The following is a 21,262-nucleotide window of genomic DNA, read 5'->3' on the forward strand; positions in this document are numbered from 1 at the left end:
TCAATATATAGTTGCGGGAGGTAATTTCATTATGATAAAACCACGTGTGATGCCGGTAATCATTACCGCTGCAATTTCGGCTTCCGTTTTGTTTGGTGGCTGGGCCATTTATAATCAAGTAGCTGTAGCAGCGCCATTGGAGCAAGTAGTTAATGAAGTGCAAGGCATAGTATCGTCTAGCAAACCGGTAATGGATAATGAACAAGTGACTATTCAGGTGGAGTTGGCGCCAAATGCTAACATTCGAGATATATACGAGAACATTGCTACGAACGGAAAAAACGTGTTTGGTGACCGCAAGCTAGTGCTGGAAATCAAAGAAAATTCAAGCAAACAGCTGGATGATCTATGGTATTCCTCGATGTTTGAGGTTGCAGAAGCGATGGAAACAAAAACGTATTCAAGCATTCCAGAAGCAATGAACAAAGCGGCAAAAGCGATGAAGGATGTCACAATTGCAACAGAAATGGATGATAATAACGTTTATATCACGATTAAAAATACAGAAGCTGTAAAATATGTTGTGCTTCCACGTACGCCAGCTCAATTGGAGGCATGGTAATATGAGAAAATACGGAGCGGAAATCGCAATCGGGATTGTACCCGTACTCATTGCTTTTTTAATTTTTATTGGCCAAAATGTCGTTCCCATACTGATGCTTGGCGTATTGGGCTTTGTTGTTGTCTATGCAGCGCGAGGCAGAGGCAAGCTAACGGCTATGTCAAGCCAAAATCGAAGCGCTGAGGCGAAGTCGACACCATTGACCTTCGATCAAATCGGAGGCCAGGAACGGGCAAAGCAGGAGCTTGTGGAGGCGCTTGATTTTCTTGTCCATCAAGAGAAGATTGCTAAGCTTGGCATCCGCCCTTTGAAAGGCATCTTGCTTTCAGGTCCTCCCGGAACGGGGAAGACTTTGCTCGCGAAGGCGGCTGCGCAGTATACGGATTCGATTTATTTGGCTGCCTCCGGCAGTGAGTTCGTAGAAATGTATGTCGGCGTAGGTGCGGGACGCGTACGTGATTTGTTCAAGGAAGCACGCACAAAGGCAAATAAGGCGAAAAAAAGCAGTGCGGTTATTTTTATCGATGAGATTGAAGTGATTGGCGGCAAAAGAGACGGCGGCCAACAGCGCGAGTATGATCAAACCTTGAATCAGCTGTTGACCGAAATGGACGGCATCTATGCGAATGAGTCGCCTCGTATTCTGTTGATAGCGGCTACCAATCGCAAGGAAATGCTCGACAGCGCGCTTTTGCGTCCAGGCCGCTTCGACCGCCATATCGGAGTCGATCTGCCGGATAAGAAGGGCAGGCTGCATATTTTGAACATCCATGCAAAAAATAGGCCAATTGACGAGAATGTCGTCTTGGATCGTATTGCAAAGGAATCATTTGGTTTCTCGGGCGCTCAGCTTGAGAGCGTGATGAACGAAGCGGCGATTTATGCCATGCGGGAAAGCAGCGACAAAATAGGCGAAAACCATCTGTCAATGGCTATAGATAAAGTCATGATGGGCGAGAAGACGGATCGGGAAGCTACGAAGGAAGAACGTGAGCGCATCGCGCTTCATGAGCTAGGACATGCCATTATGGCTGAGGTCGTTCGACCAGGAAGCGTATCGCAGGTTGCATTATCGCCGCGCGGACAGGCGCTTGGTTATGTACGTCACAATCCCCAGCAGGATCAATACCTTTATACGAAGCCGTTCCTAAATGGCCAAATTATGATTGCGCTTGGCGGAGCAGCAGCAGAGGAAATGTTCTACGGCGGTCGCAGCACAGGGTCGCGTGGCGATTTTGAGCAATCGATGAGCATTGTCAAAACGCTGGTCGAATCCGGATTAACGGATCTTGGCATCATCGATGCCTCGATGATAACCAAGGAAGCATATGCCAACATCAACCGTGAGATTTTAGATGAGCTGATGCTGCAAACGAAAGCGACGCTTGAGACGAAGCGTGAAATATTTACACAATCGCTTGAAACGCTGCTTCGCGAGGAAACGCTCAGCGGAGATGAGTTTAGAAGTCTTTTTAAGTCAAACTCAGCAGCATAAAGCGTTTACAATATTACAATTTGAAGGCGGAGTGTCTGTCCGCCTTCTTTTTTTGATGAAAACCGTTATAATAAGGTTGAACTATATTTGCAGAGAATGCTTCTCAAATGCTGTACGAAGCATACTCACCATTTTAAAGGAGCTATTACATTGCATATAAAAACAGTAGGCGTGGTTGGAGTAGGAACTATGGGGCAAGGCATTGCAGAGATGCTTGCTTCGAAAGGATTAGATGTTATCATTATCGAGCACTCGGATGAGCGCCTTGAATATGGGAAACAAATGATAGAAGTAAGTCTGGATAAACAAATCGAAAAGTGGGCGCTCACGAAATCCGAGAAGAAGCTGATCATGAATAGAATTGAGCCAACAACCAGCTATGATCGATTAGCTGAGTGCGAGCTTGTCATTGAAACGATTACAGAGGATTTGGAATTGAAAAAGGCCGTTTTCGAGCAAATCGACCATATATGCGGAGCAGAAATTATTCTTGCAAGCAATACGTCTACGCTGAGCTTGACAGAGCTAGCTAGTGTAACGAAGCACCCTGAACGTGTTATTGGCATGCATTTTATATATCCCGTGTTCAAAATCGATCTGGTTGAAATTGTTCGCGGGCTAAAGACGTCAGAGGAAACCTTCATTCAGACGAAGCATTTTGTTGAAGAGGTTATTAACAAAAAGGGAGTCATGGTGTTTGAATCCCCGGGCTTCGTAACGTCGCGCCTCATCTGCTTGTTTATTAATGAAGCGCTGCATGTGCTTGAGGAAGGCGTAGCATCAGCAGAGGACATAGACAATGCAATGCGCATCGGCTATTCGTTCCAGCATGGACCTTTTGAAATGTGCGACCGCTTTGGCCTTGATTCTGTACTGGCAGCGCTGGACCGAATGTTCCGCGAATATGGCGAGCTTAAATACCGTCCATCCATCGTGCTGAAAAAAATGGTCCGTGCCGGGCATCTAGGCGTCAAGTCAGGCGTCGGCTTCTTCAAATACGACAAGGATGGGGATCGGATCTAATGAAAGTACTAGTCATCAATGCAGGAAGCTCCTCTTTAAAATATCAGCTGTACGACATGCGGGATGAATCGGTGCTTGCGAGCGGCCGTGTAGAACGCATCGGGATGGATTCCTCCATCGTAACGCATGAACCGGTCGACAAACCGGAGGTTCGCCATGTAAGCGAAATATTGGATCATGTTACCGCGGTTAAGCGCGTAGTGGATATGCTTACGCATCCAGAGTTTGGCGCAATCAGCCATTTGAATGAAATTGATGCCGTTGGCCATCGCGTCGTTCACGGCGGTGAAGTGTTCAGCAACTCTGTGCTTGTTACGCAGGATGTAAAGCTTGAAATTCGCAGGCTGTTCGATCTTGCTCCGCTTCATAATCCCGCACATATGATGGGGATTACCGCGGTAGAAACGAACCTGCCCAATGTTCCTCAAGCAGTCGTATTCGATACGGCATTTCACCAGACGATGCCGAACACATCCTATTTGTATCCGATCCCGACGGTATTGTACCGCCGCCACAAAATTCGGAGATATGGCTTTCATGGAACCTCGCATTCTTATGTAAGCGCTCAGGCTGCCGATTATTTGAAAAAACCGCTGGAATCGCTCAAAATGATTACTTGCCATATCGGTAATGGCGCAAGCTTAGCGGCTATTTTAGACGGAAAATCGTTTGATACGAGTATGGGCATGACCCCCTTAGAAGGGCTTATGATGGGGACGAGAAGCGGCGATATCGACCCGGCAATTGTGCCGTTCGTTATGAATAAAGAAGAATTGACTTTAAATGAAGTTAATTCTATGCTTAACAAACATAGCGGTATGCTGGCTATTTCCGGTATTAGCAGCGACATGCGCGAGGTTACTGAGGCGATGCTTGACGGTGACAAGAACGCGAAGTTGGCTTTCGACATGTATGCTTATCGGGTGAAAAAATATATCGGCGCTTATGCTGCGGCGATGAACGGCGTGGATACGATCGTGTTTACAGCTGGCGTCGGAGAGAATTCAGCCGCTTTGCGCAAAGCGATCTGCGAAGGCATTTCATTCCTCGGTATCGAGCTTGATGAAGAGCGCAACGCTGAACGCCGCAAGGATGCACGTGAAATAACAAAGGACAGCTCACGCGTTAAAGTGCTCGTCGTTCCTACGAACGAAGAGCTGTTAATCGCCAGAGATACGTACAATCTAGTTTGCCAAGCGAACTTGTCATAAAGGTTAATATAGGAGGCAGCCGGCAGTGAACAACGAGATTTGGAAGGCGTATTCGCATGGAATGGCCGCTGCATTGCAGGAGGGCGGCGTACATGTGTCCGCTATGCTCCTGCGCACATACCGCCAGCTTGATTTATCGGATTCTGAGGCGATGCTGCTGCTTCAAATCATGGTTTATATGGAAGCGGATATGAATGACTTTCCGACGCCGGAGGAGCTGGCAGAGCGGATGGGGCTGACGGGCCGAGAGGTTGGTCAAATGCTTGGACGGCTCATGAAGGATGATTTTTTGACGATTGATGAATATGTCGACATCGGGACAGGCATGCAGTCGGAACGCTACAACTGGACAGGCTGGCTGCTGAAAGCTGCTGCTTTGACGGCAGAGCTGAAGCGGGAGACGAAGAAGGCTGAGCGTCAGCCTTTGAAGCCGCAAGCCGTGTCATCATCGGATTTATTCAGCGTTTTCGAGCAAGAATTTGGAAGACTGCTGTCTCCGATCGAATGCGAGACGATATCCGGTTGGCTTGACCATGATCGTTATACCGATGAAATCATTCGTTTTGCGCTCAAAGAAGCGGTCTTCGCTGGCAAGTTAAGCTTGCGGTACATTGACCGGATATTGATTGAATGGAGCCGCAACCGCGTGACAAATGCCGATGAGGCACGCGCTCATGCACAAAAGTTTCGCGGAGGAAGAGGCTAAGCCATATGGCTTAGCTTTTTTTATTGGAATCATGCTCCAAGCGCTGAATTATGGTTTGCTGGCATATAGGAGACATGTACTCGGACTTATGCGGTTGGAAATCGTTGAATATCCTCGTCCTTCAAGCCAGTGAGCAAGAGCTGGAGCAAAGAGTGGCATCCAGTTGGCAGGGTAAGCGGAAAGCGGATTGCTAGAGTCAAGCTGACTTTCATCATGCTCTGCCATTAGCCCGCTAATGACTAGTCGCCCGCCGTTCAGCAGCACTCGGTCCATCTCTTCCATAGCCAGCAGCTGCTGGGATTCAGTCAAATGGTGCATGGCGAAGCTGCAGCCAATAAAGGCATAGCTTTGTGCTGCTAAAGGCAGGGCGAGTAAATTGCCTTGCTTGGCATCGACCTGCGGCAGCCTTTCTCGTAGAATCGACAACATTTCTGCCGATTGCTCAATGACGGTTAGCCTTGCGCCCGCCGAAGCTAATATAACGGATAAATTGCCGCTGCCTGCTCCTAATTCAAGGCCAAGCTCTTCACCTCGTGGATCTAGCCATTCGGCTGTTTTTAAGAGCGTGTGATGATACTGCTCTTCCGACAGCACACCTTCAAGCGTCACGATTGGCGCGTTATAGCCGTAGCTGAGCGCCATTTCATCATAATTCCACCGATCGCTCCAGGACGCTCGGAGAATGCGGTTATGCTTCATTTCCTCGGCTGCGCTTTCCGCCTGTGTAAGTATGGCTTCGCCGCTTCGCTGCCATGCGATAATCGTTTCGTCCAGTGCTTGGAGCGATTTTGTCGCCGTAATCCATTGTTCATATAATGAGGCACGTGCTCCGTCAACTTTGCGAATAAAGGCTTCTGGTTCATGCAAGACATTTAGCGCCTCTTGTATTGCCGACAGGGGCATCCCGAGCTCTCTCAGCGAAATGATCCAGCGCAGCCGAATTAGATCCCCATCGGAGTAGGAGCGATAATTATTTTCTGCAGCTTTGTATGGGCTTATAAGCCCTTTTTCTTCGTAAAACCGCAGCGTGCGCGGCGTGACGCCAAGCTGCTTGGCAGCCTCATGCACTTTCAAATGGATCAACCCCCTCATGCCATTATGAGCATTTCCGTAACGTCAAAGTCAATATGAAATGATATTGACGAGCTTGATTATGGATATCCTTTTATTTACAAATGATTCTTTCTGTCGTATTCTTTTGGTTGAGATTGCTGTAGCAACTTAATAATAAAGGAGCGATTGAATGACATTAGTAGCAATTGGAAAACTGGAATTTGATTCATTGGATGATGAAAGATTGGGCTGGGTATGTATGGAGCCGACATTTCAATAAATTCGCGGAAAAGACGCTTCGGTCAAAGCAGCTGCCATCTCTCAGCTTACCAATGGTCAGCAGGCGTTATGCATGTTCAGAGTGATGTACGATCATGCCAAACAGTCAAGAAGCGAATATTATGCTTGGATATCGTATTTGCTGGATAAGCCGAGTTATTGGTCAGGCGTGACGGGTAGTCTGCGTTTTTTTGGCGATGCTGCTATGCTCCGATTGCTGGAGGATACGAGAGTGCTTCTCGAAGCGAGGAATGGCAAGCTGGGTTTGCAATGGAGCGATGCTGCCCTTCATGACTTGGATCGCGATGATGAGCTGTTAAGCGCTGTAAATGATTTATTTGAACGTTTTCTTCTGATTGCTCCTCATTCATTGCAACGAATCAGCACCTATATTCGATCACACCCGAAGGAATTCGTGAACATAAAATACGAAGGCGATCAACTCTTGGACAGGGTATAGGCTGACCGTCGTGTGATTATCGCTAGCCTAATTGAGTGAGGTTGGAGTTTAAGTCATTTGGCTCACGGGATCAAACTGCCTTTTTCTACGTTGCAGTTTTTACAATAGAAACTCCGTTCCATACCCAACATTTTTTCTACGCTGCAGTTTTTGCAGTAGAATCACATAGATCAGCTTCATTCTCCCAGCAGATACAGGCAAATAAAAAAGGCGCATCATCAGCAACCTATGCTGGTGATGCGCCTATAAAGCATGGGACGTTATTAATTTAACGATTGCCGCGCTGCAGCAGCTCCAAACGGTACACATACTCAAAAATAAACTCGAACGCTTCAAGGTGGCGCTTCGCCTCGAAAGCATTAGCGCCCCAAGCATAAATGCCGTGTTTGCGGAGCAATATGCCTGGTATGTTCGGAATGATGCGGTCCGTAATCTCGGGCACGATTGAAGGGATGTGCGCGAAGTTGGAGACGATCGGAATATCGATATGGGCTTCCTCATCCCAAATGTTAAAGCCTTTAATGAGCTCTACTCCGTCAACAGGTACCGACTTGCGATCCCAGAAATATTCAGAGATAACGCTGTTGAAGACGGTGTGTACGTGAAAAATAGCGCCAGCGCCAGTCAGCTTGTAGATTTCGCAGTGAATAAGCGTTTCTGCAGATGGCTTGAGGCGAGTAGCCTCACAAGGCTTGCCGTCTTGGTCTACGAACAAATAATCTTCAGGCGTATGAACGGTTTTATCCTTGCCGCTTGCCGTAACCGCGAATTGAAAGTCATCGGGCTTGTATTCGCCAACCCGAATGGATAGATTTCCGCTTGTGCCAGGAAACCAGCCGCGCGAGGCAAATAGCTCCTTGACATCACGCAGCTCGGATAGAGCTTTTTGTTTATCTTCTAATGCGATATGTTGAAAACTCATTGCGAAGTCGTCCTTTCCGCATTCATATATTGGATAATATCGTGGAAATTTTCGTATTCATGATGCATAAGCCCAAGCTCCTTGCATTTCACAGTTAGATGGGACCGAGAGAACACCACATCCGCCAGCTTCGCTCCTTCAAAATCGGTTACGCTGTCACCGATAATAATCCGCTCGTATTGATCTACCGGAAAGCGGCGCATAATGGTCGTTTTGCACATGCCGCAGTCATTGTTGCATTGCCCATCGCATGGATTTGGCCACAATATTTCAATCCGCTCGCCGCTAAAGTCGCTGCCATTGCAATAGATATGATCACTAGGTATGCCGAACGGTTCAAGAATCGGGTAAATAAAAAAGTCGATGCCGCCGCTCGTAACGTAAAATTCAATCTCCTGCTCGCTGCAATAAGCAAGAAAATCAGAGAAGCCTTCCCGAATCCGTGCATTGGAAATACTGTAGGCAATGACTTCCTTTTGCATGGTGGCAGGGAGAAGACGGAATAATTGTCCGACTCCATCTTTGATCGTCAGCTCCTGCGAAATCGTCTTCTCCGCTATTTGCTCCCAGCCCTCTGGGTTAAAATGTTTGATGATTGCGATAATGTTGTCATTCACTGTAATCGTTCCGTCAAAATCACAGAACACGATGCGTTTCTTAGCTGTTTTGGTGTCAGTCATTATTCTTTGATCCCCCAAGCGTTAATAGCGGCTTGCAGCGCTTCATTGCCTGATTGTGCTGCAGCTTCGCGAAGCGGCACGTCGTTTAATGTAGCAGCGATGGCTTGACGGAAAGCATGTCCACCAGCAGCCGTTCCCATAGGGTGGCCGTGGATGCCGCCGCCAGCATTAACGACTACATCGGTGCCGAAATCTTTTAGAATAAGCGGAACTAGTCCAGGATGGATGCCCGCAGACGGTACGGGGAAGCTTGTCCTAAGGCCATGCAGCGGCTCAAGCAAAGCATCCTTAACCGCCAAATTTTCTTCCTTCGGCATCACGACTGAACCGTAAGGGGAAGGGAAGAGCACGAGATCGGCGCCAGCAAGACGCATCAGCTTGCCTAGCAGCAGCGAAGCGCTTATTCCATAATGAGGCGATGGGTACATTGCTCCAGCCATAGCGGGATGCGCCGCAATCGGCACATTTATCGTTTTGTCGCTGCTAAGCTCGTGAAGCACATCGTAGCCATATGCGAGCACGTTGAACAATAACGCGTTAGCGCCTGCGTTAATCGCTTTGCGCGCATTCGCGGCGAGCTGAGAAGTAGGACCGGTCAAATTAACGGCATAAAGCAGCTTCTGACCGGTTTCCGATTCCGCACGGCGTGCTGCATCCATGCATGCCTCAACACGCTTCTCAAGCGGAGTAAGCGGATTTTCAAACAGGATCTCATCGTCCTTGATCAGATCAACGCCGCCAAGCGCTTGTTTATAGAATTGATCTTGCAGGTTAGCGAGATCGTATCCGACAACCGATTTGAAAATGCTCATCAGAAGCGGACGCTCGGCAACGCCAAGCAGGTCGCGAACGCCGTTTAGACCAAATTTCGGCCCAGGAAAAGCAGAAGCAAAATCCTCGGATACGTCAAGGTCAAGCAGCTTGATTTTGCCGTCCATCGAGAGCTTGCCGAACACTGTAACGAGCAGGGCAGGCAAATCGCGGCTAAAGTTAATGTCCGGATAGGCAATCCGAATGTCTGCGTAACGCTCGCCAGGCAAGGCGTTTGCCGGCTCATTCACGGTCACGGACAGCACTTTGCCAAGATGCTTCTCCATATCTGCCTTTTGCGCTTCGGGAAGCTCTGTCCAGCTGCCAACCGTCAGGCCGACTGCTATCGAAAGCGCCTTTTTGTTGAAATCGGCTTTATCGTCATAGGAACGATAGGTTGCGATACATACTCCGTTCATTCCGTTATGCTCCTCTCGATATCTGCTCCGAGCTCACCGGCGCGCTCTGCAGAGCGCTTAACCGCCTTATTGATCGTTTCTAAAAAGCGGTTCTCGGCCATCAGCTCAATAGCAGCTTGCGTCGTGCCGTTAGGTGATGTTACTTTGCGGCGTAGCTCAGCAGGCTCTTCCCCCGTGTATCGGACCATTTCCGCTGCACCAAGAACAGTCTGTACGACTAGCTCTTTAGCAGAAGCCTCGGAAATGCCAAGCTCGATAGCAGATGCAATCATGGATTCCATGAAAAAGTAAACATAGGCAGGTCCGCTTCCGGATACGCCAGTGACGGCTTGCTGCAGCGATTCATCCACTACGGCATTGATGCCGACGGAACTGAAGATCGCCTCCGTTATCATTCGCTGCTGTGAAGTTACGCTCTTCGAGTAGCTGATCCCCGTAGCCCCAAGACCTATCGTGCTGGAGGTGTTCGGCATTGCCCGAACGACAGTGCCTTTCCCGCCAAGCAGCTTCTCTATCGCGTTAATGGACAAGCCTGCTATAACCGAAATAATAAGCTGCTTTTGCGAGACCAAAGGCTGAATGGATGCGATAGCAGCGGCAGCATCCTTCGGCTTCATCGCCAAAAAGATAATATCCGCTTCACGCAAATAGGCTTCGTTGCTTGAGCCTTGAACGATGGTTTGCACGCCATAACGCTCATTAAGCTCGTTAAGACGCTCTTCATTTTGCCGATTAAGCATCGAGATGCGGCTTGGTTCAACCAGCTTTTTGTTAATTAAGCCACGAGCGATCGCCTCGGCCATCGATCCGGCGCCGTAGAAGCAGATTTGCAGGCTGGCAATGCCGGCTTGTGTCAGTAGGGTCATTGTTGTTTACCTCCGTCATATCATTTTGAATTTTATTTAGCTTACCGTTGTACCGGAAGCATTAACCTCGTATTTGACCAGTCCCATAAATCCGATATTTCGTGGAGGTTAGGGCAGGCAAGCCCATTGGTCCGCGTGCATGCAGCTTTTGCGTGCTAATGCCGATTTCCGCACCGAAGCCGAATTCGAAGCCATCGGTGAAGCGGGTGGAGGCATTATGATAAACGGCTGCAGCATCAATTTCTTGAATAAAGCGGTCAGCATGCTGCGCATTTTCCGTTACGATACATTCGGAATGCTTCGTACCGAACCGACGGATATGAGCAAGCGCAGCGTCAAGATGCGGAACGATACGTATATTCATAATATAGTCATTATATTCTGTGCTATAATCCTCATCCGTAGCAAGCTTGGCGCTAGGGATTAACGCAACGGTTCTCTCACAGCCGCGCAGCTCAACACCAGCCACAATGAAACGATCGGCAAGCTGTGACAGATGCTGATCGGCAAATGATTCCTCTACTAGCAGCGTTTCCATGGAGTTGCAGACAGATGGGCGTTGTACCTTTGCGTTAAAGGCAATATCGACAGCCATGCTGTAATCGGCGCTTGCATCAACAAACGTATGGCAAATGCCAGCGCCAGTTTCGATGACAGGGACCGTTGCATTTTCAACTACGTTGCGAATCAGCGATGCGCCGCCCCGCGGAATAACAACGTCCAGCAGTCCGTTAAGCTTCAGCATCTCATTTACCGAAGCGCGATCTGAATCCTCGATAAGCTGAATGGCATCGGAAGGCATAGCTGTATCGGCAAGCGCATTTTTGAGAACCTCGACAATTTTGCGGTTCGATTCGATTGCTGCCGATCCGCCGCGAAGGACGACGCTATTTCCGGTTTTCAGGCAAAGGCCTGCCGCATCGACGGTTACGTTCGGACGCGCCTCATAGATCATGCCTATCACGCCGAGCGGTACTCTAACTTTTTCAACCTTCAGCCCGTTTGGACGGTCAAAATGCTCTAGAAGCTCGCCGACAGGGTCTGGCAGCTCTACGATTTGCCTAAGTCCTTCAGCTATTGCTGCTACACGGTCGCCATTGAGCGCGAGGCGGTCGAGCAGGGAAGGGCTTGTGCCTTGCTCGCGTCCGCGCTGCAAATCAAGCTCATTTGCGGAAATAATGGCAGCTTGCTCGGCGAGCAGGGCGTCAGCCATATGTAGGAGCGCTGCATTTTTTTGTTCAGTAGTCAATCGATTCATAATGGCTGATGCATCCTGTGCTAATGTTGCTTTCTGTCTAACTTCGCTGGTCATTATAGGAAGCCTCCTTATTATTTCAATGTAATCCATTCGTCGCGATGAATAAATTCGATACGGGATACGTCTACTCTGCGCTTTACTTCCTCCGTGGTCAGTCCGGCAACCGCTTGGATTTGCCAAGCAGCATAATTAACGACGCCGCGGCCAAGCGTTTCTCCTTGGCGATTGGTTACTTCAACAACGTCGCCAGGCAGGAATTCGCCTTGCACTTCCGTAACGCCAGCGGGCAAAAGACTTTTTCCGCCTTCGAGCAGAGCGTTCACTGCGCCATCGTCGACGGCAACTTTGCCTTGCGGCATCGAGTGAAAGCCAAGCCATTGCTTCTTCATCGGCAGGCTGTTCAGCTTCGTATCGAAATAGGTGCCGCGGCCATTGCCTTCAACGGCGAGGGCCAAATCGCCTTCCTGCTGCACTTTTCCGATAAAGGCATGCACGCCGCCTCGCATGGCGATACGCGCCGCTTCAATTTTGGATCGCATGCCGCCTGTGCCGACAGAGGAGCCTGCGCCGCCTGCAACCTTCATAATATCCTCGGAAATTTGATCAACGCGCTCGATTTTGACAGCTTGCGGGTTTTTGCGCGGATCTTCGGTGTACAAGCCGTCCATATCCGTGATGATGACAAGCTGGGCTGCTTTCGTCATGGCCGCGACTAGCGCGGACAAGCTGTCATTGTCTCCGAATTTAGGGACAAGCTCGTCGGTTGCTACCGTATCATTTTCGTTGATGATCGGGATGATGCCAAGACGCAAAAGCTCTTCGATCGTCATCAGCGCATTTTGGATGCGGCGGCGATTGGAGAAGTCCGCCCGCGTCAGCAAAATCTGTGCGGCTACGATGCCGTATCCGCCGAAGGCCTCCTGATAAGCCTGCATAAGCAGCGCTTGACCGACAGCGGCCGCAGCTTGCTTCTCATGCACAACCTTGGGCTTTGCGCTATAACCGATTTGACGAAAGCCAGCTGCGACAGCGCCGGATGTTACGAGCATCACGCTGCTTCCTCTTTGGTGAAGCATAGCGAGTTCCGAAGCGAAATACTGAATGCGTTCGCGGTTTAAGCCGCCTTCCTCAGACGTGAGCGAGCTGCTGCCAATTTTTACGACTATTCGTTCTGTCATTGTTAATCCCATCCTATGCTTGTTTCGTGACAACAAAAAAGACTTTCGTCCATAAAGGACGAAAGTCTTAGCTTCCGCGGTACCACCTTTGTTGATGATCTCTACATGTAGGATCATCCAGCTTAAGCCTGTAACAGAAGGCGCTGTCCGGCTCATCGCCGGCCGCTCGGAGGTAGGTTCAGCAAGCGGCCTTCGGTAAATTCTCGCAGCCCATGGAATTTACTCTCTGATCGCGACCCATCTTGCTTAATTGTCCCGTCATCACGTTTCATGTTCAATTCCTACAAGCATATCACGATCCTATGCCGCTGTAAAGAAAGGCAAATAACCGATTTGAACTAAAATAAATTCAGCTTTCCGATCCGTTCAACCGCTTCCTCTAAGCGTGCTTCATTAGTAAGCAAGCCTAGTCGAACAAACCCCTCGCCATGCGTTCCGAACCCTACGCCCGGCGCTACCACAACGTCTGCCTCCTGCAGAAGCAAATCGGCAAACGATTCAGAGGTATAGCCTTCGGCTACGGGCAGCCAGCAGAAGAACGAGCCTCCCGGACGAGCGGCTTTCCAGCCGATGCGATCAAGCGCGGCGAATAAAGCGTCGCGACGGCGCTCATACATAGCCTTAAGCTCGGTTACGCATTGCTGCGGGCCGGTCAAAGCGAGTGCGGCAGCCTCTTGAATGCCTCCGAACAGGCTGCAGTAGTAATGATCCTGTATCAAATTAATGAGCTTGACGATTTCTGAATTGCCAATCGCAAAGCCTACGCGCCAGCCAGCCATATTATAGGTTTTGGATAGCGTATAAAATTCTACGCCAACTTCCTTAGCGCCCGGCGTTTGAAGAAAGCTTATTGGCTGATTGCCATCGAAGCCGATGGCGCCGTAAGCGAAATCGCTTGCTACGACTATGCCGTGCTTCTTGGCGTACTCTACCGTCTTCGCATAAAATGCAGCATTCGCGACAGCGCCTGTCGGATTGTTAGGGTAGTTCATGAACATAAGCTTGGCTCGCTTAGCGAGCTCTGGATTTATAGCATCGTAATCCGGCAAATAGTTGTTTTTGTCCGTTAATGGCATAAAGGCCATTTCGGCCCCCGCAAGCGCTACGCCCGACCAATAATCCGGATAGCCGGGATCAGGCACGAGACATACATCACCGGGATTCAGCAGGCACTGGCTAATTTCGACAAGTCCTGTTTTGCCGCCAAACAGAATGGCGACCTCAGTCGTTGGATCTACATCTACGTTATAATCTTCTTTGTAACGTTTAGCTACAGCTTCCTTGAGAAAAGGGTAGCCGCTAAACGGCGGATACTTATGGTAAAGCGGATTAGCAGCAGCCTCCTGCAGCTTCGCAACAATATGAGGAGGGGTCGGCTGATCCGGATTGCCTTGTCCCAAATTGATGACATCGCGTCCCTTGGCCGTTTGGGCATTCGCTTTGGCGACCAGCTTGGCAAAAAATTGCGTCGGAAGACCATTCATCCGATCTGCAGGTTGAATAAGGTGTTGACCGATTTGTGTTTCCATTCCCTCACACTCCACATGAAAAATCGCTATCTATTTAGACAATAGCATAAATGTAGCACGAATGTGGGGAGAAGAGAAGCTTTAGGCTTAAGTAGCGGGAACGCCGACCTTTTGAATAAACGGTTTGATGTCTGCCTTAAACAAGAACAAATACGGTCTGCGCTTCTCGTCAAATACGAGCAGCAGCGGCGGCTTGTCTTTGCAGTAAAATAAAAACAGATCATCGGAAGTAACCGTAATGTTGCCCGATTTAATCGTTACTGCTTTCTCAAGCGGCACCCGGTAAACATAGCTGCAGCTTTCATCGCTTGTCAATTGGGGGGCAAGTCCCGTAATGGACCCGATCCATGATCCTGCTAAAGATTGATACTCCGCATCATTCGGAATCGTTTTAATCACTTTGCCGGCAGCTACGTCGAATACCTGTACAGGTTTGAGGCCAACCTCAGAGCTTGGTGCGACATGGGCGGCAGCAAATTGAGCGAACAGAAAAAGCGAGCAGCATGCCAGAAGCATCGCGGCTATTCGTTTTGGAAGCATAACAGACATTCTCCTTCTCTATCGTAAAGTGGTAAAGCGCTTGTTGTTACGTTTCCCATCTTGACACAGAACCATGACAGGGTATCATTAGGGAAAAAAAGCAATCATCGTTATTAGATGAAAAAGGAATACTGGAGGAATGGCAGATGAGTAATCAATTGCGGCTTGCGCTGCTGCAAATGCATATAGAGGCGGGAAATCCGGAAGCGAACTTCGCGAAGCTCGCGAGCATGCTGGAGGAAGCGGTAAGCACGGACGCCAAGCCGGATGTCATTATGTTTCCGGAAATGTGGAATACAGGGTATGCATTAACAGAAATCCATACTATAGCAGATAATGAAGGAGAAAGAACGAAAGCCTTTTTATCTGCATTCAGCAAAAAGCATAATGTTTATATTATCGGAGGCTCAATCGCAGAGCTGAAAGATGATAAAGTGCTCAATACGATTTATGCCTTCGATCGCGATGGAAATGTCATAGCCGACTATTCCAAAATTCATTTGTTCCGTCTTATGGATGAAGAGAAATATTTGGCAGCGGGGGATAAGCTGGGCAAGCTGGAAATCGAAGGCGCAGACGCAGGGATGATGATTTGCTATGATATACGCTTCCCGGAGCTTGCAAGGAAGCTGGCGCTGGGCGGAGCCAAGCTGCTGTTCGTACCCGCAGAATGGCCGCATCCGCGCCTTCATCACTGGCGTACGCTGCTTACAGCGCGCGCTATCGAAAATCAAATGTTCGTTGTTGCTTGCAACCGTATGGGCAAAAGCGGCGATGCCCATTTCTTCGGACATTCGCTCATCCTTGACCCATGGGGAGAAACAATTGCGGAAGCCGGCGAAGAGGAAACGATCCTTTATGCGGATATCGATCTGTCATTAGTCGATTCGGTTCGATCGAAAATTCCCGTATTTGAAGATCGTAGACCTTCTATATATGAGGCTTAATTATTGATGCTGCTGATTGTCTTATTCAATGTGCGGATAAAGGCGTCAGCCGCTTTGGATAAATAGCGTCCCTTCCGGCTAGCGACTACCAGCGTCCTAGTCGGTTTTTGGTTTAATGGCAAATAAGTGGGTGCAAACTCAGAGCCTTTGATTCGCGTCAGCATCTGCGGGACAAAGGCGATCCCCATACCGCCGGCTACAAGGGATTGTATCGTTTCGATGTTGCTGCTCTCGAACACGATCCGTGGAGAGAAGCCTGATTGCTCGCATAAATCAACTGTAATTTGACGAAAGCCTTGACCGCGCTTTAGTCCAATGAATGGCTCCTCTTGCAGCTCTGAGATGTCGATAGGATCCTCACGCTTTGCAAGCGGATGCTGGGGAGGGACGGCCAAGCAAATTTCTTCCTCCAAAAATGGCTCGTAGGATAGCGAGCTGTCGATGAGCGGAAGGGAGAGCAGGCTTAAATCCGTACCGCCACTGGCAGTAAGCTGCTCCAGCTTGGCTGTCGTGTCCTCGACGAGTACAACCTCGATTTGCGGGTATTGCGCGCCAAAGACAGGAAGGACTAAAGGCAGGATATGCGAGCCTGTAATAGGCAGCGTGCCTACGACAAGGCGGCCCCGTCGCATTTGCGCCATATCGTCCATTTCTTGCTTAAGCTGCTCGATGGCATCTAGAATGGCCTGCGATTTGTCGACAAATACTTGACCGGCCTGCGTAAGCTCGACCGAATTGGTCGTTCGGCGAAAAAGCAGCACGCCAATTTCTTGCTCCAGCTTAGACAGCTGCTGGCTCAGTGAGGGCTGTGCGATATGAAGCTTTTCTGCAGCTCGTGAAAAATTTTTCTCCAAAGCGATTTGGATGACATAATTTAATTGTCTTAATTCCATAGTTATTTCCCTTCTATAAAGTTCTTGAGATCCATGAAACTTCCATTATAGTTATTACCTATAGTCGTTATAGATATTATATCTTGGATCAATGAAGAAAGAAATGCTATAGTAGGTTCAGTTAAGAAAAGCAGAAGATTTAATGAAACGATGGGGTGAATATAATGACGAAAAAGACAATGTTTGAGAAGATTTGGGATAATCACGTCATTCATCAAGAAGAAGGCAAGCCAAGCGTTATTTATATCGATTTGCAGCTCGTTCACGAAGTAACGTCGCCGCAAGCGTTTGAAGGCTTGCGTCTATCGGGACGCAAAGTGCGTCGTCCGGACCTTACTTTCGCAACGATGGATCATAACGTACCAACGAAGGATCGCTTCAATATTACAGATCCGATCTCGAAGCAGCAAATTGACACACTCACGCAAAACTGTAAAGATTTTGGCGTAACGCTATTTGATCTTGACAGCATCGACCAAGGTGTCGTACACGTTATGGGCCCTGAGCTCGGACTTACGCACCCAGGCAAAACGATCGTTTGCGGCGACAGCCATACTTCCACTCACGGTGCATTCGGCGCTTTGGCGTTCGGTATCGGTACGAGCGAGGTTGAGCACGTAATGGCTACGCAATGCTTGCAGCAATCGAAAGCGAAGACGCTTGAGGTTCGCTTCAACGGCACTCGCAAGCCGGGCGTAACGGCGAAGGACTTGATTCTTGGCGTTATCGCGCAATATGGCACGGATTTTGCAACAGGCTACGTCATTGAGTTTACAGGCGAAGCGATCACTAGCTTGACGATGGAAGAGCGTATGACCGTTTGCAATATGTCCATTGAAGCAGGCGCTCGCGCTGGCCTTATCGCTCCTGACGAAACGACATTTGAATATCTTCGCGGCCGTCAATACGCGCCAGCTAACTACGACGAGGCAGTTGAAGCTTGGAAACAGCTTACTACTGACGAAGGCGCAGAGTACGACACTGTCGTTCATTTCGATGTAGACGCGCTTATCCCGCAAGTAACTTGGGGCACTAGCCCGGGTATGGGAACTAACATCACAGCTAAAGTTCCATTCCCTGCGGATCTGCCAACAGAGAATGAGCGTAAAGCAGCGGAAGCCGCTCTTGAGTACATGGATTTGAAGCCAGGTACGCCAATGAGCGAAATCGCAATTGATTATGTATTTATCGGCTCTTGCACGAACGGCCGTATTGAAGATTTGCGCGCAGCCGCTGAAATCGCTAGAGGCTACAAAGTAAGCGACCGTGTAACGGCTATCGTCGTTCCAGGCTCAGGCCGCGTAAAAATTCAAGCCGAGAAAGAGGGCTTGGACAAAATTTTCACAGAGGCTGGCTTTGAATGGCGTGACGCTGGCTGCTCCATGTGCCTTGCGATGAACCCTGACGTTCTGAAACCGGGCGAGCGCTGCGCATCGACTTCCAACCGTAACTTTGAAGGCCGTCAAGGCCGCGGCGGACGTACGCACCTTGTATCGCCTGCTATGGCAGTTGCTGCAGCGATTAAAGGTCATTTCACAGATGTACGCGATTGGGAAATTAAAACCGAAGTGTTGAACTAATTGAACGCGAGAGAGGGGTATAACCGATATGGAACCGTTTAAACAACTTACAGGCATCGTCGCCCCGGTCGACCGGGTCAATGTCGACACTGATGCAATCATACCTAAACAATTTTTGAAGCGCATTGAGCGCAGCGGCTTTGGCCAATTCCTTTTCTTCGAATGGCGTTTTCACGAAAACGGTGATGTGAACGCTGAGTTCGAACCGAACAAGCCACGCTACGAGGGCGCTTCCGTACTCGTATCCCGTGCAAACTTCGGCTGCGGCTCTTCCCGTGAGCATGCGCCTTGGGCCATTCTTGACTATGGCTACAAAGTTATTATCGCGCCGTCTTATGCGGACATTTTCTACAATAATTGCTTCAAAAACGGCATTCTGCCAATCAAGCTTAGCGAAGAGCAAGTGGAAGAGATCTTCCAGCGCACGGCTAAGCACGAAGGCTACAAGCTTAACGTTGATTTGGAAAACAAACAGCTTTCCGATGAGTTTGGCTTAACGATCAACTTTGACCTTGATGAGCATCGCCGTCAATTTTTGCTGCAAGGCCTTGACGATATCGGCTTGACTCTTCAACATGAAGACAAAATTACGGCTTACGAGCAAAAGCATGCCGCTCGTTTAGGCTAATTTATTAAAGCAAAGAGGACGATCCAGCCGTTATAGGCGGATCGTCCTCTTTTTTCCTTTTAACGCAACTTTTTCTGACAAGCTGCGTCTATATTTTAGTCTGTAAAAGTCGAATGCACTCATTCGATGCGGGCAATTCCAGTCATCGAGGTGGGAAATGAAGAAATTTGTATCCATGTTGTTGTTTATGTCGTTCTTTTTCACGATGTTCGCTTCTGTAGGACAAGCTGCATCTGCAGCTGCAGAGGTCGTCCCAAAGCTTTTTTTGAATGGCCAGCTGTTAAAATCTGAAGTTAACCCGCAAATCATCAACAATGCGACAGTTGTGCCTGTGCGGACGGTTTCAGAAGGCTTAGGCTTTCAGATCACTTGGGATAATACGGCCAAAACAGCGACGGTCAATCATGGCACGGATGTCATAAAGCTAAAGCTGAATGACAAAGTGGCGATGGTAAATGACCAAATGGTACAAATGGATACCACAGCATCAATCATTAAAGGCATGACGTTAGTTCCACTACGATTTATTGGCGAGCAGTTCGGCCTTGATTTCGAGTGGAAAGCTACCGAGAAGGAAGTACATATGTATGATCAGTCGGCGGAGCCTACAGATCCGACTGTTCCTCCCGTAACTAACACTGCGGGTTGGATTACACAGGTAGCTTACGAAGGCAACAGCAGCTTGACGATTCATTATGACGGAGCCGTCAAAGCAAACAAACCGCTGTTGCTCGATAATCCGAAGCGGGTCGTATTTGATTTTCCTTATACCGCATATGCGACGGATTTGACTTCACAGCTTCTGAGCGGTCAAATAGAGGTTAATGTATCGGACAGTACTTATTTGCAAAAGTTCCGTTACTCTTTATTTTCGAACTCGCCGGAAACAGCAAGATTGGTTATTGAAATCGGTAATGATACAGGTTATGTACTGACTGAGGATTTAGGCAAAATTCAATTGAGCTTTATGTCGCTTTCGGATGTTCCAACCGATCCCAATGCTCCAATTGACCCGCCGATTGTAAATCCGCCAGCTTCAAATGACGTATTTGACGTTGTTATCGATCCTGGGCATGGCGGCTCCGACCCAGGCGCAAAAAGCGTGCTGAACAAATGGGAGAAAGAATTTAATTTAAGCGTTGGTTTGAAAATGAAAGCGCTGCTTGAGAAAGAAAGCAAAATCAAGGTGCATTTTACGAGAACGGGCGATACATATCCTTCTTTGGATGACCGCATTAAGTTTGCAGAGAACCTGAAGGCAGATTTGTTTTTGTCCATTCATGCCAATAGCGGAGGAAGTTCAGCATCCGGCGCCGAAACCTATTATTACCGGGCTAACAGCAAGTCGTTCGCTGATGTCATGCATAAGCATTTGATTGCGGGAACAGGCATCAAGGACCGCGGAGTCAAGAAAGAAGCCTATAAAGTGATTAAGCAAACCACTATGCCAGCCGTATTAATCGAAGCCGGATTTTTATCGAACACCTCTGATGCAAAAATTCTTTTTAACGATGCAGCTCAGAATCGCATCGCTGCAGAACTGGTAGCGGGAATTAAGGAATACTTAAACGTAAAATAGAAAGCAGGTGTTCAGTGTTATGAAAAACTTCAAAGCACGCGGGCTGCTTGCTGTCATCATTTTATCTGCTGCGATTGTAGGCTGTGGTGTACAGGACAAGCCAGAAAACAACCCGGGCAGCACGACAGCGCCAACGGCATCGCCTTCTCCAGAGCCTACACCGGCATTAAACGAACGCGAAGCTATCATTTACTTAACCGATGTTGAGCTAAGTGAAACAGTTGAGCATTCCGTTAAGCTGACTTATGAAGAGAATATTGATTTAGTAAAGGCAACGCTTGCTGAATTACAAAAGGATGCAGGCGAGAAGGAACTGGTATTATGGAAACCTATTGAAATTAAATCCGTAGAACTAGCTGATGGACTTGTTACTCTCGATATTCATTTGCCGGACGAGGCACGTCTCGGCGCGCCTGGCGAGCAGCTGGTTTTGGAGACGCTCCAAAAAACATTGTTCCAATTCGATTTCGTACAAGCCATTGAGCTGCTAGTGGATGGCGAGAAGATCGAAACGCTAATGGGACATGTCGAGTTAGAGCATCCAATGAAGCGAGAAGAAGCGGCAAGCAACCAATAGCTTTAAGTGTTACCGAGCAGATTATTCGGCTGCTTATATTTATTATCGGAAACGGCTCCGCCCCTGC

General features: G+C 48.6%; 21 protein-coding genes. 11 read left to right on the forward strand and 10 right to left on the reverse strand.

What is annotated here, in order from left to right; all coding sequences use genetic code 11:
• Window positions 1-31: 31 nt before the first annotated feature.
• The 5 genes from HI950_RS02825 (at window position 32) to HI950_RS02845 (ending at window position 4,997) form a co-directional block, all read left to right on the forward strand.
• The gene (locus HI950_RS02825; protein WP_169081686.1) at window positions 32-562 is read left to right on the forward strand and encodes a hypothetical protein; all 531 of its coding nucleotides are present in this window, start codon (window positions 32-34) and stop codon (window positions 560-562) included.
• A gap of 1 nt (window position 563) precedes the next feature.
• Window positions 564-2,057 (forward strand): AAA family ATPase, encoded by a 1,494-nt coding sequence (locus HI950_RS02830; protein WP_169081685.1) that lies wholly within the window; start codon window positions 564-566, stop codon window positions 2,055-2,057.
• A gap of 150 nt (window positions 2,058-2,207) precedes the next feature.
• Window positions 2,208-3,080 carry a 3-hydroxyacyl-CoA dehydrogenase family protein gene (locus tag HI950_RS02835; RefSeq protein WP_169081684.1) on the forward strand — a complete coding sequence of 291 codons (873 nt, stop codon included), beginning with the start codon at window positions 2,208-2,210 and terminating at the stop codon, window positions 3,078-3,080.
• Complete coding sequence (locus tag HI950_RS02840; protein ID WP_169081683.1) at window positions 3,080-4,291, forward strand: acetate/propionate family kinase; 1,212 nt, start codon at window positions 3,080-3,082, stop codon at window positions 4,289-4,291. The genes HI950_RS02835 and HI950_RS02840 overlap by 1 nt, the downstream gene beginning before the upstream one ends.
• Before the next feature lie 25 nt (window positions 4,292-4,316).
• Window positions 4,317-4,997 carry a DnaD domain protein gene (locus HI950_RS02845; RefSeq protein ID WP_317618282.1) on the forward strand — a complete coding sequence of 227 codons (681 nt, stop codon included), beginning with the start codon at window positions 4,317-4,319 and terminating at the stop codon, window positions 4,995-4,997.
• Between the two features lie 48 nt (window positions 4,998-5,045).
• On the opposite strand, the gene HI950_RS02850 is transcribed toward HI950_RS02845, so the two are convergent.
• On the reverse strand, window positions 5,046-6,065 hold the full coding sequence (locus HI950_RS02850) for a MerR family transcriptional regulator (protein ID WP_317618299.1): 1,020 nt from the start codon (window positions 6,063-6,065) through the stop codon (window positions 5,046-5,048).
• 337 nt (window positions 6,066-6,402) lie between these two features.
• On the opposite strand from HI950_RS02850, the gene HI950_RS02855 reads away from it, so the two are divergent.
• Window positions 6,403-6,789, forward strand: a complete 387-nt coding sequence (locus HI950_RS02855; protein WP_169081681.1) for a hypothetical protein — start codon at window positions 6,403-6,405, stop codon at window positions 6,787-6,789.
• A gap of 268 nt (window positions 6,790-7,057) precedes the next feature.
• Here the strand turns inward: HI950_RS02855 and mtnB are convergent, their stop codons facing one another.
• The 8 genes from mtnB to HI950_RS02895 form a co-directional block, all read right to left on the reverse strand.
• Entirely contained in the window at window positions 7,058-7,711 is a 654-nt protein-coding gene (mtnB, locus tag HI950_RS02860; RefSeq protein ID WP_169081680.1) for a methylthioribulose 1-phosphate dehydratase, read from the reverse strand.
• Window positions 7,708-8,391 (reverse strand): 2-hydroxy-3-keto-5-methylthiopentenyl-1-phosphate phosphatase, encoded by a 684-nt coding sequence (locus tag HI950_RS02865; protein WP_169081679.1) that lies wholly within the window; start codon window positions 8,389-8,391, stop codon window positions 7,708-7,710. Before HI950_RS02865 ends, mtnB begins: the two co-directional genes overlap by 4 nt.
• Window positions 8,391-9,620 (reverse strand): 2,3-diketo-5-methylthiopentyl-1-phosphate enolase, encoded by a 1,230-nt coding sequence (locus HI950_RS02870; RefSeq protein ID WP_169081678.1) that lies wholly within the window; start codon window positions 9,618-9,620, stop codon window positions 8,391-8,393. Before HI950_RS02870 ends, HI950_RS02865 begins: the two co-directional genes overlap by 1 nt.
• Window positions 9,617-10,486 carry a pyrroline-5-carboxylate reductase gene (gene proC, locus HI950_RS02875; protein ID WP_169081677.1) on the reverse strand — a complete coding sequence of 290 codons (870 nt, stop codon included), beginning with the start codon at window positions 10,484-10,486 and terminating at the stop codon, window positions 9,617-9,619. Before proC ends, HI950_RS02870 begins: the two co-directional genes overlap by 4 nt.
• 61 nt (window positions 10,487-10,547) lie before the next feature.
• The gene (locus HI950_RS02880; RefSeq protein WP_169081676.1) at window positions 10,548-11,798 is read right to left on the reverse strand and encodes a glutamate-5-semialdehyde dehydrogenase; all 1,251 of its coding nucleotides are present in this window, start codon (window positions 11,796-11,798) and stop codon (window positions 10,548-10,550) included.
• 17 nt (window positions 11,799-11,815) lie between these two features.
• Window positions 11,816-12,922: a glutamate 5-kinase gene (gene proB / locus HI950_RS02885; RefSeq protein WP_223285077.1), complete on the reverse strand. Its 1,107-nt coding sequence runs from the start codon at window positions 12,920-12,922 to the stop codon at window positions 11,816-11,818.
• Window positions 12,923-13,260: 338 nt separating this feature from the next.
• Window positions 13,261-14,451 carry a pyridoxal phosphate-dependent aminotransferase gene (locus tag HI950_RS02890; RefSeq protein WP_169081674.1) on the reverse strand — a complete coding sequence of 397 codons (1,191 nt, stop codon included), beginning with the start codon at window positions 14,449-14,451 and terminating at the stop codon, window positions 13,261-13,263.
• Window positions 14,452-14,538: 87 nt separating this feature from the next.
• Window positions 14,539-14,991, reverse strand: coding sequence for a hypothetical protein (locus HI950_RS02895; protein WP_169081673.1), 453 nt, complete (start codon window positions 14,989-14,991; stop codon window positions 14,539-14,541).
• Between the two features lie 146 nt (window positions 14,992-15,137).
• On the opposite strand from HI950_RS02895, the gene HI950_RS02900 reads away from it, so the two are divergent.
• Entirely contained in the window at window positions 15,138-15,938 is an 801-nt protein-coding gene (locus HI950_RS02900; RefSeq protein WP_169081672.1) for a carbon-nitrogen family hydrolase, read from the forward strand.
• Here HI950_RS02900 and HI950_RS02905 read toward each other — a convergent pair.
• Window positions 15,935-16,831 (reverse strand): LysR family transcriptional regulator, encoded by an 897-nt coding sequence (locus HI950_RS02905; RefSeq protein ID WP_169081671.1) that lies wholly within the window; start codon window positions 16,829-16,831, stop codon window positions 15,935-15,937. The two genes, HI950_RS02900 and HI950_RS02905, sit on opposite strands and share 4 nt — an antisense overlap.
• A 164-nt stretch (window positions 16,832-16,995) precedes the next feature.
• Between HI950_RS02905 and leuC the strand changes: the two genes are divergently transcribed.
• The 4 genes from leuC (at window position 16,996) to HI950_RS02925 (ending at window position 21,195) form a co-directional block, all read left to right on the forward strand.
• Complete coding sequence (gene leuC / locus HI950_RS02910; protein WP_169081670.1) at window positions 16,996-18,411, forward strand: 3-isopropylmalate dehydratase large subunit; 1,416 nt, start codon at window positions 16,996-16,998, stop codon at window positions 18,409-18,411.
• A gap of 28 nt (window positions 18,412-18,439) precedes the next feature.
• A complete protein-coding gene (leuD, locus tag HI950_RS02915; RefSeq protein ID WP_169081669.1) occupies window positions 18,440-19,039 on the forward strand; it encodes a 3-isopropylmalate dehydratase small subunit in 600 nt (199 codons plus the stop codon).
• 157 nt (window positions 19,040-19,196) lie between these two features.
• Window positions 19,197-20,618, forward strand: a complete 1,422-nt coding sequence (locus HI950_RS02920; RefSeq protein ID WP_169081668.1) for an N-acetylmuramoyl-L-alanine amidase — start codon at window positions 19,197-19,199, stop codon at window positions 20,616-20,618.
• Between the two features lie 19 nt (window positions 20,619-20,637).
• Window positions 20,638-21,195, forward strand: coding sequence for a GerMN domain-containing protein (locus HI950_RS02925; RefSeq protein WP_169081667.1), 558 nt, complete (start codon window positions 20,638-20,640; stop codon window positions 21,193-21,195).
• Window positions 21,196-21,262 lie beyond the last annotated feature (67 nt).

It is taken from the genome of Paenibacillus sp. PL91 (assembly GCF_012935325.2).
In the GTDB taxonomy this organism is placed as follows: domain Bacteria; phylum Bacillota; class Bacilli; order Paenibacillales; family Paenibacillaceae; genus Pristimantibacillus.

Bases quoted from the DNA above. Each gene is read 5' to 3' on its own strand.
- HI950_RS02825 (WP_169081686.1), top strand. From the start codon at position 32: ATGATAAAACCACGTGTGATGCCGGTAATCATTACCGCTGCAATTTCG.
- HI950_RS02830 (WP_169081685.1), top strand. From the start codon at position 564: ATGAGAAAATACGGAGCGGAAATCGCAATCGGGATTGTACCCGTACTC.
- HI950_RS02840 (WP_169081683.1), top strand. From the start codon at position 3,080: ATGAAAGTACTAGTCATCAATGCAGGAAGCTCCTCTTTAAAATATCAG.
- HI950_RS02855 (WP_169081681.1), top strand. From the start codon at position 6,403: ATGTTCAGAGTGATGTACGATCATGCCAAACAGTCAAGAAGCGAATAT.
- mtnB (WP_169081680.1), bottom strand. From the start codon at position 7,711: ATGAGTTTTCAACATATCGCATTAGAAGATAAACAAAAAGCTCTATCC.
- HI950_RS02865 (WP_169081679.1), bottom strand. From the start codon at position 8,391: ATGACTGACACCAAAACAGCTAAGAAACGCATCGTGTTCTGTGATTTT.
- HI950_RS02870 (WP_169081678.1), bottom strand. From the start codon at position 9,620: ATGAACGGAGTATGTATCGCAACCTATCGTTCCTATGACGATAAAGCC.
- proC (WP_169081677.1), bottom strand. From the start codon at position 10,486: ATGACCCTACTGACACAAGCCGGCATTGCCAGCCTGCAAATCTGCTTC.
- HI950_RS02880 (WP_169081676.1), bottom strand. From the start codon at position 11,798: ATGACCAGCGAAGTTAGACAGAAAGCAACATTAGCACAGGATGCATCA.
- proB (WP_223285077.1), bottom strand. From the start codon at position 12,922: ATGACAGAACGAATAGTCGTAAAAATTGGCAGCAGCTCGCTCACGTCT.
- HI950_RS02890 (WP_169081674.1), bottom strand. From the start codon at position 14,451: ATGGAAACACAAATCGGTCAACACCTTATTCAACCTGCAGATCGGATG.
- HI950_RS02895 (WP_169081673.1), bottom strand. From the start codon at position 14,991: ATGCTTCCAAAACGAATAGCCGCGATGCTTCTGGCATGCTGCTCGCTT.
- HI950_RS02900 (WP_169081672.1), top strand. From the start codon at position 15,138: ATGAGTAATCAATTGCGGCTTGCGCTGCTGCAAATGCATATAGAGGCG.
- HI950_RS02905 (WP_169081671.1), bottom strand. From the start codon at position 16,831: ATGGAATTAAGACAATTAAATTATGTCATCCAAATCGCTTTGGAGAAA.
- leuC (WP_169081670.1), top strand. From the start codon at position 16,996: ATGACGAAAAAGACAATGTTTGAGAAGATTTGGGATAATCACGTCATT.
- leuD (WP_169081669.1), top strand. From the start codon at position 18,440: ATGGAACCGTTTAAACAACTTACAGGCATCGTCGCCCCGGTCGACCGG.
- HI950_RS02920 (WP_169081668.1), top strand. From the start codon at position 19,197: ATGAAGAAATTTGTATCCATGTTGTTGTTTATGTCGTTCTTTTTCACG.
- HI950_RS02925 (WP_169081667.1), top strand. From the start codon at position 20,638: ATGAAAAACTTCAAAGCACGCGGGCTGCTTGCTGTCATCATTTTATCT.